This is a genomic window from Pectobacterium sp. A5351, from assembly GCF_028335745.1.
Classification (GTDB): domain Bacteria; phylum Pseudomonadota; class Gammaproteobacteria; order Enterobacterales; family Enterobacteriaceae; genus Pectobacterium.
The window spans coordinates 2160993-2177956 of record NZ_CP116477.1; the positions used below are offsets into that span (position 1 = coordinate 2160993).

Annotated in this window: 14 protein-coding genes, 2 other RNA genes, 1 pseudogene and 1 riboswitch; of the genes and pseudogenes, 10 read left to right on the plus strand and 7 right to left on the minus strand. The window is 51.8% G+C overall.

What is annotated here, in order from left to right; translation table 11 throughout:
- Positions 1 to 42 precede the first annotated feature (42 nt).
- Positions 43 to 173: non-coding RNA, RtT sRNA (locus O1Q74_RS10240), on the plus strand.
- Between the two features lie 43 nt (positions 174 to 216).
- A non-coding RNA gene (locus O1Q74_RS10245) (RtT sRNA) lies at positions 217 to 346 on the plus strand.
- Positions 347 to 390: 44 nt separating this feature from the next.
- On the opposite strand, the gene O1Q74_RS10250 is transcribed toward O1Q74_RS10245, so the two are convergent.
- Positions 391 to 1017 (minus strand): trimeric intracellular cation channel family protein, encoded by a 627-nt coding sequence (locus O1Q74_RS10250; protein WP_271878646.1) that lies wholly within the window; start codon positions 1015 to 1017, stop codon positions 391 to 393.
- Positions 1018 to 1038: 21 nt separating this feature from the next.
- Positions 1039 to 1134: riboswitch (glycine riboswitch) on the minus strand.
- Positions 1135 to 1434: 300 nt separating this feature from the next.
- Here O1Q74_RS10250 and xthA point away from each other — a divergent pair.
- Positions 1435 to 2241: an exodeoxyribonuclease III gene (xthA, locus tag O1Q74_RS10255; RefSeq protein ID WP_271878647.1), complete on the plus strand. Its 807-nt coding sequence runs from the start codon at positions 1435 to 1437 to the stop codon at positions 2239 to 2241.
- Positions 2242 to 2423: 182 nt separating this feature from the next.
- Here the strand turns inward: xthA and O1Q74_RS10260 are convergent, their stop codons facing one another.
- The 3 genes from O1Q74_RS10260 to O1Q74_RS10270 all read right to left on the minus strand — a co-directional run bounded on the left by O1Q74_RS10260 (position 2424) and on the right by O1Q74_RS10270 (position 5287).
- A complete protein-coding gene (locus O1Q74_RS10260; protein WP_225088031.1) occupies positions 2424 to 2714 on the minus strand; it encodes a YnjH family protein in 291 nt (96 codons plus the stop codon).
- Positions 2711 to 4636: a DNA topoisomerase III gene (locus O1Q74_RS10265; protein WP_271878649.1), complete on the minus strand. Its 1926-nt coding sequence runs from the start codon at positions 4634 to 4636 to the stop codon at positions 2711 to 2713. The genes O1Q74_RS10260 and O1Q74_RS10265 overlap by 4 nt, the downstream gene beginning before the upstream one ends.
- Positions 4637 to 4735: 99 nt before the next feature.
- Entirely contained in the window at positions 4736 to 5287 is a 552-nt protein-coding gene (locus O1Q74_RS10270; RefSeq protein WP_181845009.1) for an NAD(P)H nitroreductase, read from the minus strand.
- A 268-nt stretch (positions 5288 to 5555) separates the two neighbouring features.
- On the opposite strand from O1Q74_RS10270, the gene sppA reads away from it, so the two are divergent.
- From sppA to pncA, 3 genes and pseudogenes are all read left to right on the plus strand, one after another.
- A complete protein-coding gene (gene sppA, locus O1Q74_RS10275; protein ID WP_271878652.1) occupies positions 5556 to 7406 on the plus strand; it encodes a signal peptide peptidase SppA in 1851 nt (616 codons plus the stop codon).
- 119 nt (positions 7407 to 7525) lie between these two features.
- Positions 7526 to 8544: pseudogene (gene ansA / locus O1Q74_RS10280) on the plus strand (asparaginase).
- 19 nt (positions 8545 to 8563) lie between these two features.
- On the plus strand, positions 8564 to 9211 hold the full coding sequence (gene pncA / locus O1Q74_RS10285; protein ID WP_271878654.1) for a bifunctional nicotinamidase/pyrazinamidase: 648 nt from the start codon (positions 8564 to 8566) through the stop codon (positions 9209 to 9211).
- 50 nt (positions 9212 to 9261) lie between these two features.
- Here pncA and O1Q74_RS10290 read toward each other — a convergent pair whose 3' ends face one another.
- Both O1Q74_RS10290 and msrB read right to left on the minus strand, forming a co-directional pair.
- A complete protein-coding gene (locus O1Q74_RS10290; protein ID WP_271878656.1) occupies positions 9262 to 9540 on the minus strand; it encodes a YeaC family protein in 279 nt (92 codons plus the stop codon).
- Between the two features lie 162 nt (positions 9541 to 9702).
- Complete coding sequence (gene msrB, locus O1Q74_RS10295) at positions 9703 to 10122, minus strand: peptide-methionine (R)-S-oxide reductase MsrB (protein WP_271878658.1); 420 nt, start codon at positions 10120 to 10122, stop codon at positions 9703 to 9705.
- A gap of 343 nt (positions 10123 to 10465) precedes the next feature.
- Here msrB and gapA point away from each other — a divergent pair, with 343 nt between their 5' ends.
- Both gapA and O1Q74_RS10305 read left to right on the plus strand, forming a co-directional pair.
- Positions 10466 to 11461, plus strand: a complete 996-nt coding sequence (gapA, locus tag O1Q74_RS10300) for a glyceraldehyde-3-phosphate dehydrogenase (protein ID WP_167494469.1) — start codon at positions 10466 to 10468, stop codon at positions 11459 to 11461.
- A 107-nt stretch (positions 11462 to 11568) separates the two neighbouring features.
- Positions 11569 to 12438: a D-hexose-6-phosphate mutarotase gene (locus O1Q74_RS10305; RefSeq protein ID WP_271878660.1), complete on the plus strand. Its 870-nt coding sequence runs from the start codon at positions 11569 to 11571 to the stop codon at positions 12436 to 12438.
- A 68-nt stretch (positions 12439 to 12506) separates the two neighbouring features.
- Here the strand turns inward: O1Q74_RS10305 and O1Q74_RS10310 are convergent, their stop codons facing one another.
- A complete protein-coding gene (locus O1Q74_RS10310; RefSeq protein WP_271878661.1) occupies positions 12507 to 13256 on the minus strand; it encodes a MipA/OmpV family protein in 750 nt (249 codons plus the stop codon).
- Positions 13257 to 13711: 455 nt separating this feature from the next.
- Between O1Q74_RS10310 and yeaG the strand changes: the two genes are divergently transcribed.
- Together yeaG and O1Q74_RS10320 are read left to right on the plus strand one after the other, a co-directional pair.
- On the plus strand, positions 13712 to 15646 hold the full coding sequence (yeaG, locus tag O1Q74_RS10315; protein ID WP_271878663.1) for a protein kinase YeaG: 1935 nt from the start codon (positions 13712 to 13714) through the stop codon (positions 15644 to 15646).
- Positions 15647 to 15682: 36 nt separating this feature from the next.
- Positions 15683 to 16957: a YeaH/YhbH family protein gene (locus tag O1Q74_RS10320; RefSeq protein ID WP_271878665.1), complete on the plus strand. Its 1275-nt coding sequence runs from the start codon at positions 15683 to 15685 to the stop codon at positions 16955 to 16957.
- Positions 16958 to 16964 lie beyond the last annotated feature (7 nt).

The window sequence follows — 16964 nt, forward strand, 5'->3', positions numbered from 1 at the left end:
TTCAAAGCAGCTCCTCTGAATTACACCCCAGCACCAAAGCATCAGATTCCCATTAGGGGAAGGTGAGAACCTTCGACCAAGGTTCGACAAAACCGGAACGGTTTTGAGCAACGCGCCAGCGTTGACCCGCAGGGCGAGGAGCGAAGCGACGAGTCATCCTTCCCCCACCACCATTTCAAAGTAGTTCCTCTGAATAACATCCCAACGCCAAAACATCAGATTCCCATTAGGGGAAGGTGAGAACCTTCGACCAAGGTTCGACAAAACCGGCACGGTTTTGAGCAACGCCCAGCGTTGACCCGCAGGGCGAGGAGCGAAGCGACGAGTTATCCTTCCCCACCTCCCATACCGATAATCAGCACGACATAGGCGATGGGGCAAAAATCTACCTTACGCTTTTCCTTTCCAGCGCCCTGGAACATAAGAGAAAACGGGAAGTTGCCATGACCAGCGAATTGCCGCCAGACGCACGGCCAAACCAATAGTGAATGACGTCAGCAGGTTAATATCGTGGTTGACGTTAAGTGACTTGAGCCCCAGATATAAAAGCGCGACTAAAAGCGAGACGCTGGCGTACAACTCTTTCTTCAATACCATTGGTGTACGGTTGCAGAAGATATCACGCAATATTCCACCAAAAATGCCGGTCACGATACCCGCCATGACCACCACCGTCATCGAATAATTCAGCTTCAGTGCCACATTGCAACCAATGATGGTGAAGGCAATGAGTCCCATCGCATCCAGTACCAGAAAGAGGCGGTGCAAATGGTGCATAAAGCGCGCAACAATAATCGTGAAAAGACCCGCACCAATAGTGAGGTAGATATAGCCGGGATGCTGCGTCCAGCCGATGGGATAATTACCGAGGAGAATATCGCGAACGGTGCCACCACCAAGTGCGGTGATAAAGGCAATCATGCCTACGCCAAAAATGTCCATATTACGACGTCCAGCGGCTAGCGCCCCGGACATCCCCTCTGCCGTAATCGCGATCAGATAGATGTAAGTCAGCACACAAGTTATCCTGTGAAATGTGCCACTCCCTCTGTCCGCTTTACCTGAGAGTTTACGCAGCCGTGCTGCTTGCCCCTTCGGTGGGTTGCATCGCAACCTCTCTCCAGTTGGCTTCAATGGAATTCGCAGTTAGGGTAGCCTGAGCGATTATGGGAGTTTGCGCCTTCGGCGGAGCGTTATATATACCCTAGGGTATACGCCCTCTCTCCTGCGAGGTGCGGAGTATAACGGTCGACAAGCCTTAGATTCAACTGAATATAAGTGAATCTTATTTTCACGGATGCTCATCTGCGTTAACCGCTTCTAACATCACGGCAATATCTTCATTCGCGCGTACCGAAAGCCCCTCCTCACCATGACGCCATACCTCATTTTCTGCTACCATCTGGTCACATTTTTCAGCGAATGGCAGCGAACATGAAAGTTGTATCTTTTAATATCAATGGCCTGCGGGCGCGCCCTCATCAGTTGGCCGCCATTATCGAACAACACCAGCCGGATGTGATCGGGTTGCAGGAAACCAAAGTCCACGATGACATGTTTCCGTTAGAGGATGTCAGCCAGTACGGCTACCACGTTTATTATCATGGGCAAAAAGGGCACTACGGCGTCGCCCTGCTGTGTAAATCGCAGCCGATTGCGGTACGTCGCGGTTTCCCAACGGATGAAGACGATGCGCAGCGCCGGATCATCATGGCGGATTTCGCCACCGAGCACGGCACCTTCACAATCGTTAACGGGTATTTTCCGCAGGGAGAAAGCCGCGACCATCCGGTGAAATTCCCCGCTAAGACACGTTTCTATCAGGATCTGCAAACCTATCTGGATCAGCACCACAGCGCCACGCAACCGCTGATCGTAATGGGTGATGTCAATATCAGCCCCACCGATCTGGATATCGGTATTGGCGAGGAGAATCGCAAGCGCTGGCTACGCACCGGGAAATGCTCTTTCCTGCCGGAAGAGCGTGAATGGATGGCGCGTTTGCAAGGCTGGGGATTGATTGACACCTTCCGTGCCGCCAACCCCGAGAGCAACGATCGTTTTTCGTGGTTTGATTACCGCTCAGCCGGGTTTGATGACAACCGTGGCCTGCGTATCGACCTGATTCTCGCCAGCACGTTTCTGGCCGAACGCTGCGTTGCTACCGGCATTGACTACGAGATCCGTGGAATGGAGAAGCCGTCCGACCATGCGCCAATTTGGGCACAATTTGCGCTGTAGGAATAGATCGCGCTGTAGAGAGAATGCGTTGTAAAGACAGTGCGTAGTAAAAAATAGTACTTGGTAAAAATAGTACCTGGTAAAAATAATACGCGGTAAAAATGCTATCCCCGCAGTGCATCGAAGCACGCGGGGATGAAAAGCAGCGGAAGCAGTAAACGTCATGCTTCCTTAACGCGCCGTTATTGCTTAATCAACTGCCATATCAGGTTATTCGTTCCCAACGTTTGCTTGTCCCGCACGCATTGCAGAATCACACCTTCGACCTTCAGCACCGCGCCTTCGGAATAGTTCCGATTTTCATACACACAGCAGCGCAGGCAGTTGTTACTTTGCTCACGCACCGTCGTCCCGGCACCCCACACTTCCGGTGGTACGGGAACGACAATATCCGTCCCGCCGCGATTCGCCTGCGCCAGCGTGGGCAGCACCAGCATCACACTGGCGAAACACAAAGACACTAACGATTTCATTGCTCCTGCTCCTTCGCTTTTCTAGTCTGAGGCTTGCGCCGTTTTGCGGCACCCGACTGCGGCGCGGAAAGCCCTTTAAATGCTCTCACCGCACCGTTTTGTTTAGCTTGCTGAATCAACGCCTGCAAGGAATGAGTCAACGGCTGCATAAAATCTTGATAGCGACATTTCTTCTCGCTGATTTGCGTCAACGTGGCTTCCCAATGTGCGGTCATATCGGGGTGTGCCGCGCTGTCAGGCAGTGAGTGAATCAACGCCCGCCCCGCTTCGCTTGCGTGAATATAGCGCGCTTTCTTAAACAGAAACGTCCGTTTAAACAGTAATTCGATAATACCCGCACGCGTCGCCTCGGTGCCTAACCCATCGGTTGCCCGCAGGATTTTCTTCAGTTCTTTATCCTGCACAAAACGCGCGATGCCTGTCATCGCCGATAACAACGTGGCATCGGTAAACGGCCGCGGCGGCTGAGTTTGGCGCTCAACCACTTCACCGCGTTCACACAGTAACTCATCACCTTTGGCCACCACGGGTAACGGCATGCCTTCGTTTTCTTCGTCACGTTCTTTACCGCCCAGCAGCGTGCGCCACCCCGCTTCGGCCAGAAACCGCGCTTTGGCAATAAATTTACCCCCCTCGATATCCAGTTCAATGACGCATTTGCGAAATACGGCATCCGGGCAGAACTGCATGATGTACTGCCGTGCGACTAAGCCATATACCTTGCGCTCATTCTCCGTCAGCGAGGCGCTTGCAGTGCGGGCAGTAGGAATAATCGCGTGGTGAGCATCGACCTTACCATCGTCCCAGCAGCGGTTACGCCGATCCACATCCATAACTGGCGGTGGCAACAGGTCGGGGTGGTGTACGGATATCGCGTTTAAGACGGCATGACGCCCGGCAAAATGCTCTTCTGGCAGATAGCGACAGTCAGAACGCGGGTACGTAATCAGCTTATGGGTTTCATAGAGCTTCTGGCACACGTCCAACACCTGTTGCGCACTGAGCCCAAAACGCTTTGCGGCCTCAATCTGTAGCGTCGAGAGCGAATAAGGCAGCGGTGCAGTTTCCGATTCCCGTTTATCATTATAGCTGGTGACAAACGCGGGCTGGCCTTCGATACGTTTGACGACATGTTCCGCCAGAGAACGGTGCAATAAACGCCCTTCTTCATCCTGATACGGTTCACAGGATTCACTGGGCTGCCAAAGCGCAACAAAACGCTCATCGGCAGGCGTCACGATATGCGCTTTCACTTCAAAATAATCTTTGGAAACGAAGTTTTCTATCTCTTCATCTCGCCGCACCACCAGCCCCAGCACCGGCGTTTGCACGCGGCCAACCGACAGCACGCCGTCATAGCCGGCATTGCGTCCTAATATCGTATAGGCGCGGGTCATATTAATGCCGTAGAGCCAATCTGCCCGGGAACGCGCGAGAGCAGAAACACATAGGGGAATAAACTCCCTGTTTTCTCGCAAGCGAGAAACGGCACGCTCTACCGCCTGTGGGTTGAGATCGTTGATCAAACAGCGACGTACTTGCTGACGCTTTTCTTCCGGCAAAGCCAGGTATTCCAGCACTTCATCCACCAGCAGTTGCCCTTCACGATCGGGGTCTCCCGCATGAATCACTTCGCTGGCATCATTCAGGAGCTTTTTAATGATGTTCAACTGCTTGCTGACCGAAGGACGCGGTTGCAGCAACCATTTCTGTGGGATGATAGGTAAATCGGCAAGCGACCACCGTGCGTAGCGCGCATCATAAACATCTGGCTGCGCCTGCTCCAGCAGGTGCCCCACGCACCACGTCACGACATCATTCTGACCGCAGGCAATAAAACCATCGCCGCGTCGATGCGGTTTGGGTAACACGTCTGCAATCGCCCGCGCCAGGCTGGGCTTTTCGGCAATAAAAAGTCGCATTATTCACCCTATCGCACACAGGCTGGCATTTCCCGCGTCATTCGCGGGAAAGCACACGGTAAAACGGGTGGGAAGTCGGTATTCTTCAAAAGATGACGATCAGAAGTAGTGAACAAACGTGTCGGTATCAAGCGGCGTGACCGTCGTTGAGGCTTTGAGCTGCGGCGTCCCCAGATAGAGGAAACCAACAATTTCATCCTGTTCCCGACAGTTGAATGCTTCGCGCACCAGCGCATTGTGCGTCCAGGTGCCGCTGCGCCAAATACCGTTAAAGCCCTGCGCCAGTGCCGCCATCTGCATGGCCTGAACCGCACAACCGGCGGAGACAATTTGCTCCCACAGCGGAACTTTCGGGTTCTCTTCGCAATGCGCGACAACGGTGATAATCAGCGGAGCGCGATAAGGTGCCTGCCGCGCTTTATCGATACCGGCGTCGTCCAAGCCTTCCTGCTGCGCCGCACGGGTCAGCAGCGTACTAAAACGATCCAGGCCGTCATTTTCGATCATAAAAAAGCGCCACGGCTGCATGGCACCATGATCCGGCGCACGCATACCCGCGTGGATAATGTTATTCAATGCGTCACCCGTGGGTGCCGGCGCGGTCAGGCGCGAGGCCGAACGACGATTCAATAGCAATTCAAGAGCATCCATCGCACATCTCCTGTCTGGCAATATAATTTCTACTGTACACCCCATTTCTACGGAAGAAACGGCTGCACGGCAACGTTGCGCGCCACGTTAGCACAAGTAGAAGTTTTGTTACAAGATAACCCCGACAGGGCGCGCTTCCGCGGCGATTTAATGCTGACTTTTTACTGTCCGCTCATTAGGATACTATCACTCCTTGTGCTTCATCACTTGCCAGAGGGCAAGTTGAAGGACGTAGAGCACACGTTGTTTACCCGTTCATGGAGATATCATGCGCACATTGTGGCGAATTTTTAGCGGATTTTTTAAGTGGACATGGCGTCTGCTTAATTTTATCAGAGAATTTATTCTCAATATTTTTCTTATCGCCTTGATTCTGGTTGGCGTTGGAATCTACTCACAGGTAAAAACAACACCGGAAGTAGCCACAAAGGGTGCGCTGCTGGTCGATCTGACGGGCGTGGTCGTTGATCAACCCACCGTCAATAACAAATTGCGTCAATTAGGACGCGAATTCTTCGGTGCATCGAACAATCGTCGTCAGGAAAACTCACTGTTCGATATCGTTGACAGTATTCGTCAGGCAAAGAGCGACGACAACATCACGGGAATGGTGCTGGATCTCAGCGACTTTACCGGTGCCGATCAGCCATCTCTACAATATATCGGCAAGGCGCTGCGCGAATTCCGTGATAGTGGTAAACCCATTTATGCCGTCGGCGACAGCTACAATCAGTCTCAATATTATTTGGCCAGTTTTGCCAATACGGTGTCGTTGACGCCACAAGGCAGTGTCGATCTGCACGGTTTTGCGACCAACAACCTCTACTTCAAATCCATGCTCGACAAGCTGAAAGTGACCACCAATATCTTCCGTGTGGGAACCTATAAGTCAGCCGTTGAACCGTATTTGCGTGACGATATGTCTCCTGCTGCGCGCGATGCCGATGGACGCTGGATCAACGCGCTGTGGCAGCAGTATTTAAATACCGTTTCCGCTAACCGCCAGATTACACCTCAACAGCTTTTCCCTGGCGCAGCAGGCATCATTGCGGGCTTGCAGGCCGTTCAAGGCGACACCGCACGCTATGCGCTAGATAACAAGCTGGTTGATGAAGTGGCATCACGTTCCGTGACCGAACAATCGCTGGTTAAAGCATTCGGTTGGAATAGCCAGAAGAACAATTTTAATTTTATCAGCATCTACGACTACACCATCAAACCACCGGTGCAAAATAACAACCAGATTGCGGTTGTGTTTGCCAATGGCGCAATTATTGATGGGCCGGAAACACCGGGAATGGTCGGTGGCGATACCACGGCAGCACAAATTCGTGCCGCACGCCTCGACCCTAAAGTCAAAGCGCTGGTACTGCGCGTCAATAGCCCCGGCGGTAGCGTCACCGCGTCGGAATTGATCCGTTCGGAACTGATGGCGCTCCGTCTGGCGGGCAAACCGATCGTGGTCTCCATGGGCGGTATGGCGGCATCGGGCGGCTACTGGATCTCAACGCCAGCAAACGCGATCATCTCCAGCGCCAGTACGCTGACAGGTTCCATCGGCATTTTTGGCGTGATTACCACATTCGAAAACTCGCTGGAAAGCCTTGGCGTCCACACGGATGGCGTTGCCACTTCCCCGCTGGCCGATTTGTCGATTACGAAGTCGCTGCCGCCTGAATTCTCGCAGATGATGCAGTTGAGTATTGAACGCGGCTATAAAAACTTCATCGATATCGTGGCACAGGCACGTAAGAAAACGCCGGAGCAAATCGATCAGATCGCGCAAGGTCACGTCTGGGTCGGTAGCGACGCGAAAGAAAATGGTCTGGTCGATCAGATCGGTGATTTTGATGATGCCGTGAAGAAAGCCGCGGAGCTGGCCAAACTGGGACAATATCAATTGAACTGGTATGCGGAACAGCCTGGCCTGCTCGACACGATGCTGAATCAGGTGAACGCTTCCGTTTACGCCCTGCTGCCCGTTGCCGTTCAGTCTATGTTGCCAGCACCGGTCGCACAGCTGGCGGAGGCCGTGCGGTCACAGCAGTCTATCATGAATAACCTAAACGACCCGCAGAACCGGTACGCATTTTGCCTCAACTGCGGAGAAGTCCGGTAATATTTACCGAGACCGCCCAATATGCACCCGAAAAGCCCGGTAATAGTCATTGCTTATGATAGTATTATCGGGCTGTTTTTCCCTCTATAATTCTCGGTTTACTCCTTACTCACACCACCATGCGAAAGAAATCCATTTATGTCGCCTATACGGGCGGCACCATCGGCATGCAGCGCTCTGCTAATGGTTATGTACCGGTATCTGGTCATTTACAGCAGCAGTTGGCAAACATGCCTGAATTCCACCGCGAAGAGATGCCCTCGTTCACGATTCATGAATATGATCCGCTGATCGATTCGTCCGACATGACGCCAGCGGATTGGCAATCCATCGCGGACGATATTCAAGATCACTACGATGATTACGACGGTTTCGTGATTCTGCATGGTACTGACACGATGGCGTTCACCGCTTCCGCACTCTCGTTTATGCTGGAAAATCTTGCCAAGCCGCTTATCGTGACAGGGTCACAAATTCCGTTGGCGGAATTGCGCTCGGACGGCCAGACCAACCTGCTGAATGCGCTATACGTTGCGGCTAATCATCCGATTAATGAAGTCGCCCTCTTCTTCAATAACAGCTGCTACGCGGCAATCGCACCACCAAAGCCCATGCAGATGGTTTTGATGCTTTTGCCTCCCCCAATTATCCGCCACTGCTGGAAGCCGGTATTCATATTCGTCGGCTGGCGCCCACCGTGGAATGCAACAACTGTCCGCCGCTAAAAGTGCACCACATTACGCCACAGCCTATCGGGGTGATTACGATTTATCCCGGCATTTCTGCCGATGTTATTAGTAATTTCCTCCGCCAGCCGGTGAAAGCGCTTATTCTGCGATCTTACGGCGTGGGCAACGCACCACAAAGCCCCGGCCTACTGCACGAATTACGTGAAGCCACCACACGCGGTATTGTGGTCGTCAATCTGACGCAGTGCATTTCTGGACGTGTGAATATGGGCGGCTATGCGACAGGTAATGCGCTGGCGCATGCCGGCGTGATCAGTGGCTTTGACATGACCGTTGAAGCTGCATTGACTAAACTGCATTACTTATTGAGCCAACAAGCGTTAAGCGCCGATGAAATTCGCCATTTGATGCAGCAAAACCTGCATGGGGAATTGAGCGATAAAGATTGAGTCAATTACGGAGCAGATAATGAAAAAAGCGTTGCTATTAATTGATTTGCAAAACGATTTTTGTCCCGATGGCGCATTGGCCGTTAACGAAGGCGACCACGTCATTGCGGTTGCCAACCGTGCGATTGAAGCCTGCGTGGCCGCTGGTGTTACCGTGATCGCCAGTCAGGATTGGCACCCGGAAAATCACGGCTGCTTTGTCACTCATGCGAATACCCGCGTCGGAGAGATCGGCGAACTAAACGGATGGCCACAGATCTGGTGGCCAGTTCACTGCGTGCAAGGAACAGCAGGGGCTGATTTTCATCCAGCACTTAATCAGTCGGCCATTCAGTGGGTCGTGCAAAAAGGGACTCAGCCCGAGATTGATAGCTATAGCACTTTTTTCGATAACGGACATCGGCTTAAAACCGGGTTGGATGAGTGGTTACACGCCAACCACATAACCCATTTAACGATTATGGGCCTGGCAACCGATTATTGCGTCAAATTCAGCGTATGGGATGCCATTGCTCTGGGGTATCACACGGAAGTCTTGGTGGATGGCTGTCGTGCCCTTAACCTTTCCCCCACCGACGGTGAATTTGCATTACAGGAAATGGCACGCCGTGGGGCAATACTTATGGATATGACACAATTTCTTGCCACGCTACCTTCAGCACGTTAATGAGCGACAGCACAAAACAGCGGCAGCCGATGAGGCTGCCAGCTTACGCGTTAGGCGTTGGGTTTCAGCGTAACAATGGCATCAGCGATGTTAAATTCGCGCTTCAGTTCCTGCTTACTCTTCATCACAATTTCGCCATTGGTGCCAATCGTCATGTGCTCAGCCTGTTCGTTATGGCGAGCCTGCCACATCATCACCATTTGCAGGCTGTTTTCTTTCTGTTCGGCTGTCAACGCGACACCGTCTGGCCATTTGCCCAGCTCTACCGCCGTGACCAGCCGTTGGTAAATTTCTGGCGTCATGGCGTCGATCAGATCATTGAGTTCCATATCCGGTTTCTGCTCCGAGAAAAGTCAGCGTTATGCTTACTGAGTTCTGTTATTGACAGGGACACCTATATTGAGAGGAGCACAGAGGAGCACTTAGTAGCTGAATCGTTTAAAGCTATACAGTGCCAGCCTGCCATCTGCCCTATTTTCATCACACACAGATTACCCGTCAACGCGTTCGCCATCAACGTCGTCGATAAAGCTCAGCGAAGCAGAATTCACGCAGTAGCGTTCGCCCGTGGTTTTCGGGCCATCAGGGAAAACGTGGCCCAGATGCGCATCACACTGCCCACAGCGGATCTCAATACGGCGCATATTGTGTGAATCATCTTCCAGATAGCGAATCGCTTCTGAGGAAACAGGCTGATCAAAGCTTGGCCAGCCACAACCGGAGTCATATTTGCGGTCAGAGTAAAACAGCGGGGCCTGACAGCACAGGCAGTGATAAACGCCGGTGCGCTTGTTATGCAGCAGTTTGCCTGAAAACGCAGGCTCCGTACCGCGTTGCTGGGTGACATAGCGCTGCATCTCTGTCAGTTCAGTATTATCGGATGGGGTACGCGAAGCAGAGTCGTTAGTCATGGGAGTCTCACAGCGGGTGTTATCAATTCAATTAATCATTGATTATAACAAAAAATTAACAACCCAACAGACCGTTCTGGCTTAATATTAGGAATGTTATCAGCATGAACATTTAATTGTGACACATATCACATATTGAGATAACGCAGGCTTTATATGATGCATTCCGCCCTCATATCAGCCTTAGATGTTACTTAGTTACAGACTCGAGCGGTTTTTGCACAAAGATTGGTCATAGGTTTGACTTACAGCAACTATTGACACGATTCCGCTTGACGCTCAGCAAGGTTTTTGTAATTTTACAACCAACCTTTTATTCACAAACCAATAGCTGGTGGAATATATGACTATCAAAGTAGGTATCAACGGTTTTGGCCGTATCGGCCGTATTGTTTTCCGCGCTGCACAAGAACGTTCTGACATCGAGATCGTTGCAATCAACGACCTGTTGGACGCTGATTACATGGCGTACATGCTGAAGTACGACTCAACTCATGGTCGTTTCAACGGCACCGTTGAAGTTAAAGATGGCCACCTGGTTGTTAACGGCAAAACCATTCGTGTTACCGCCGAGCGCGATCCTGCAAACCTGAAGTGGAACGAAGTTAACGTTGATGTCGTTGCTGAAGCAACTGGCCTGTTCCTGACTGACGAAACGGCACGTAAGCACATCGCTGCTGGTGCAAAGAAAGTCGTTCTGACGGGTCCATCTAAAGATGACACCCCGATGTTCGTTATGGGCGTAAACCACAAAACTTACGCGGGTCAGGAAATCGTTTCTAACGCATCTTGCACCACCAACTGCCTAGCACCACTGGCAAAAGTCATCAACGACAACTTCGGTATTGTTGAAGCACTGATGACCACTGTTCACGCAACCACTGCAACGCAGAAAACGGTTGATGGCCCGTCTCACAAAGACTGGCGCGGCGGCCGCGGCGCAGCACAGAACATCATCCCATCTTCTACCGGTGCTGCTAAAGCAGTAGGTAAAGTGATTCCTGAGCTGAACGGCAAACTGACTGGTATGGCGTTCCGCGTCCCTACCCCTAACGTTTCTGTTGTTGACCTGACTGCACGTCTGGAAAAACCAGCGTCTTACAAAGAAATCTGTGCAGCCATCAAAGCCGCTTCTGAAGGCGAGCTGAAAGGCGTTCTGGGTTACACCGAAGACGAAGTGGTTTCTACCGATTTCAACGGTGAAAAACTGACTTCTGTATTCGATGCTAAAGCCGGTATCGCACTGAGCGATAACTTTGTGAAACTGGTTTCCTGGTACGACAACGAAACAGGTTACTCAAACAAAGTTCTGGATCTGATCGCTCACATCTCTAAATAAGCGTCAGCGATGATTCTGTGAAAAAAGGGCGACGTGATGTCGCCCTTTTTTATTGTTAATTGCAGATTTCTTTTTACCACGAAAAACAATCAAAAAAAGGCACTATCATGCATAACACAATTTTCTCACTCCCCGTCACTAAGCAAATTAGCGCCACCCTCAGCGAGCGTCAGCTGGACCAACTCCCCATCGTCGTCGTTAACCATCCTGAAGTGCGCGCGGCAGTGGCATTACAAGGGGCACACTTACTCAGTTGGCAGCCAACTAATGAAGAGCCGGTGCTCTGGCTGAGCGACAATACGCCTTTTACTCATCACGTTGCGATTCGCGGCGGTGTACCGATCTGTTTCCCTTGGTTTGGCCCTTTCGCCGATCCTAACCACGGTTTTGCCCGTCTGCTGCCGTGGGAATTTACCGCTCACAGCGAAGATGAGCACGGTGTGCAGCTCACATTCACGCTGCAGGACAATGAAGAAACGCGTAAGAGCTGGCCGCATGCGTTCACGCTCATCGCCCGCTTCAAGCTGGGCAAAGAGTGCGGTATTGAGCTGGAAGCGCATGGCGATTACAGCATCACCAGCGCGCTGCACACCTATTTCAACATCGGCGACATCAGCGATATTCGCATTGCCGGTCTGGGTGAATCATTTATTGATAAGGTGGATCAAGGCAAGCTGGCTACGCAGCAAGGCGATCTGGTCTTTACCGACCGTACAGACCGTATTTATACCCAGCCGCAAGACACCAGCGTGGTACATGATGAGGCACTGAAACGGGCTATCGAAGTACACCATTCACACCACAGTGATGTCGTGTCGTGGAACCCCGGTGCTGAGCTCTCTCGTACGATTAGCGATATGCCAGATGAGGGATATAAAACGTTCGTGTGTGTGGAAACCGCGCGGATTAATCAACCGTTTGTCGCCTCCGCCAAGGCTCCGGCGCGTCTGGCGACGGTTATCCGCATCAAGAAATAACCACCGCTATAAATGGGGTGATATCACCCCATTATTGTACGGCAAATGCACCATGCTCACGAAGAGCATCAGAAGCGGTAGCTGACGCCTGCGCTCATTAAGATGCTGTGGCTACTATCGACAATCGGGCTGTCCTTCATTTCGTCAGACAAACGTGTGTAACGCCCTACGGCCCAGGCGCTCCAGCTTTCGTTAATCTGATAACCGGCGCTCAGTTCAAGATACGGGGCCCAGCCATCGCCAGGACTATACTGGTTAAAGCCGGAACGCGCGGACTCCTGTGCGCTAACGCCGTAGTAATACTGGTTCATGTTTTCACTAAACCAGGTGGCGCCGATACCCGGAGTGATGCTCAGATCGCCCATTGAGAAGCGGTAAAGATAGGCGGTATCCCATGCAAAACCGTTGCTGTAATCCAGCGTATCCCCTGCCAGCACAGTACGAATTTCGCCCCAATCGGCGATATGACGGTAGGCCGCACCCGCCATCAGCGTGCCGCGGCGTTTATCTAACTGCTTCATACGCAGATCGTCGCTATCTCCCGGTTTAAACCCTAAAGGCAGGTAGTAAGCCGTTAAAGAGAGACGATTTGCGCCGTCATTCCACAGGTAGTATCCACCACCCAGCCCGCGGAAATAAAAATTTTCACTTTCATAATTCAGTACAGGAAGCGGATAAACGTCATTATCAACACCACGGTACACGGACGTTGAACCCGCAGCGCCAAGGCCCAGGGAGACATCTGCGGCATAGGCTGAAGGCAGGAGCACGGCACCAGAAACCAGTGCGGCCAGCATACATAGTTGAGGTTTTTTCACAGTTTTCTATTTCCTATTACAGATAAATATCATGAAAAATGATAGGCCAATTACACACGTTAGCGTTCAGGTTATATAAAAATAACATTAACGAATAACCTAACTATTCGATAGGTTTTACGTGCGCTAACGTCGGTAATAGGCAGTGCCCTTAAGGCTGAGCGCCTATTCTCTATAAGGTTACACGGATTTTCCTGAAAGTGAGTCCTTGAAATATCTTAAAAATACGTCTGTGGACTAGAGGAAATTTTACGGATGCAAACTACGCTTTAATACAGAAGGTGACGTCTTCCTGACCAGCAGGTATGAATAAAATCACGACGCCCTGATGCAGCAAGTTGGCATAAGGGTTGCTGGACTCAGAAGATTTCTTCTTTCGGGGGGCAATACATTAATAGGCATATATTCCACGCGCTCTCTTAATCTGTGCTAATCGACGAAGGACGGGCATCGCTATGAACATATTTGATCACTACCGCCAGCGCTACGACGCTGCCAAGGATGAAGAGTTCACTCTGCAGGAATTCCTTACTATCTGTCAGCAGGATCGCAATGCTTATGCGAACGCGGCTGAACGATTGTTAACGGCTATCGGTGAGCCTGTAATGGTGGATACCGCCCAAGAATCACGAATGTCGCGCCTATTCTCGAACCGGGTGATTGCTCGCTACCCGGCTTTTGAGGAATTTTACGGTATGGAAGAGGCCATCGAACAGATTGTCTCTTACCTGAAACATGCCGCGCAGGGATTGGAAGAGAAGAAACAGATTCTGTATCTGTTAGGGCCGGTCGGCGGCGGGAAATCCTCTCTGGCCGAACGCCTGAAAGCGCTGATGCAGCGCGTACCGATTTACATCCTCAGCGCCAATGGCGAACGTAGCCCAGTGAATGACCACCCGCTCTGCCTGTTCAACCCGCAGGAAGATGCCGCAATACTCGAAAAAGAGTACGCCATTCCACGGCGCTACCTCGGCACCATCATGTCGCCGTGGGCAGCCAAACGCCTCCAGGAATTTGGCGGCGACATTACCAAATTCAAAGTCGTCAAAGTGTGGCCATCAATTCTGGCGCAAATCGGGATTGCGAAAACCGAGCCCGGTGATGAGAACAATCAGGACATCTCAGCGCTGGTCGGTAAAGTCGACATCCGCAAGCTGGAGCATTTTGCCCAGAACGATCCCGATGCCTACGGCTATTCCGGCGCACTGTGCCGCGCGCACCAGGGCATTATGGAGTTCGTCGAGATGTTCAAAGCGCCGATCAAGGTGCTCCACCCGCTGCTGACCGCAACACAGGAAGGCAACTACAACGGGACGGAAGGCATTGCCGCCCTGCCGTTCAACGGGATTATTCTGGCGCACTCCAATGAATCCGAGTGGGTGCAATTCCGTAACAACAAGAACAATGAAGCGTTTCTTGACCGCGTGTATATCGTGAAGGTGCCGTACTGCCTGCGCGTATCCGAAGAGGTCAAAATCTACGACAAACTGCTGGATCACAGCGAGCTGACGCATGCGCCTTGCGCGCCCGGCACGCTGGAAACGCTGGCTCGCTTCTCCATTCTGTCGCGCCTGAAAGACCCCGAAAACTCCAGCATCTACTCCAAGATGCGGGTTTACGACGGAGAAAGCCTGAAAGATACCGATCCGAAGGCGAAATCCTATCAGGAGTACCGCGATTACGCGGGCGTAGATGAAGGGATGAACGGTCTGTCGACCCGCTTCGCGTTCAAAATTCTCTCACGCGTCTTTAACTTCGATCACAGCGAAGTCGCGGCTAACCCGGTACACCTGTTCTACGTACTGGAACAACAGATCGAGCGCGAACAATTCCCGCAGGAGCAGGCAGAGAAGTATCTGGAGCACCTGAAAGGCTATCTGACGCCGAAATACGCGGAGTTTATCGGCAAAGAGATCCAGACCGCCTATCTCGAATCCTATTCCGAATACGGCCAGAACATTTTCGACCGTTATGTTACCTATGCGGATTTCTGGATTCAGGATCAGGAGTACCGTGACCCGGATACCGGCCAACTGTTTGACCGTGAATCGCTCAACGCCGAGCTGGAAAAAATCGAGAAGCCTGCGGGCATCAGCAACCCTAAAGACTTCCGTAACGAGATCGTCAACTTCGTACTGCGCGCCCGCGCCAATAATAGCGGCCGGAATCCAAACTGGACCAGTTACGAGAAACTGCGAACGGTTATCGAGAAGAAGATGTTCTCCAACACGGAAGAGCTGTTGCCTGTGATTTCGTTTAATACCAAGACTTCAACGGATGAACAGAAAAAACATGATGACTTCGTCGATCGTATGATGGAGAAAGGCTACACCCGGAAGCAGGTGCGTTTGCTGTGCGAATGGTATCTGCGGGTGAGGAAATCATCATAATGACGCACGATGCTGGCAACCGCGTTTGGGGGAAACATGGCCTATTTTATTGATCGACGGCTAAACGGCAAAAACAAAAGCACGGTGAACCGCCAACGCTTTTTACGTCGCTATAAGTCGCAAATAAAACAGTCGATTTCCGAGGCCATTAATAAGCGTTCGGTGACCGACATCGAAAGCGGGGAGTCGGTGTCGATCCCCAATGCAGACATCAACGAACCGATGTTCCATCAGGGCCGTGGAGGACGCCGCCATCGCGTCCACCCGGGTAACGATCACTTCGTACAGAACGACAAAATCGAGCGGCCACAAGGAGGTGGTGGCGGTGGTTCCGGTCAGGGGGACGCCAGTAAAGATGGTGAAGGCGAGGATGAATTTGTCTTTCAGATCTCCAAAGACGAATATCTGGACCTGCTGTTTGAAGATCTGGCGCTGCCGAACCTGAAGAAGACCCAGCATCGGCAGATGACCGAGTACAAAACGCACCGCGCTGGCTACACCGCGAACGGCGTTCCGGCCAATATCAGCGTGGTGCGGTCGTTGCAAAACTCGCTGGCACGCCGCATGGCGATGACGGCAGGTAAACGCCGCACGCTGCATGAACTGGAAGAAACGCTGGAACAGCTGGCGCATACCGAGCCCGCACAATTGCTGGAAGAGGAACGGCTGCGGCAGGAAATTACCGAACTGCGCCAGAAAATTGCACGCGTGCCGTTTATCGATACGTTTGACCTTCGCTACAAGAACTACGAGCGCCGGGCCGAACCATCGAGCCAGGCCGTGATGTTTTGTTTGATGGACGTATCCGGCTCCATGGATCAGGCGACAAAAGACATGGCGAAGCGCTTTTATATTCTGCTGTATCTGTTCCTCAGCAGAAATTACAAAAACGTGGACGTTGTCTATATTCGCCATCACACGCAGGCAAAAGAGGTCGATGAACAAGAATTCTTCTACTCTCAGGAAACCGGCGGCACCATTGTCTCCAGTGCGTTAAAGCTAATGGAAGAAGTCGTACGTGAGCGCTACGATCCGTCACAGTGGAATATCTATGCGGCACAGGCGTCGGATGGCGATAACTGGGCTGACGATTCACCGCTGTGCCACCAGATCCTGGCGAATCAGCTTCTGCCAATGGTGCGTTATTACAGCTATATCGAGATCACACGACGTTCACACCAGACGCTCTGGCGTGAATATGAAACGCTGCGCGATACGTTCGATAATTTCGCTATGCAGCATATTCGCGATCAGGATGATATCTACCCTGTCTTCCGTGAACTTTTCCGTAAACAAACCGTAGGACATTAACCACACC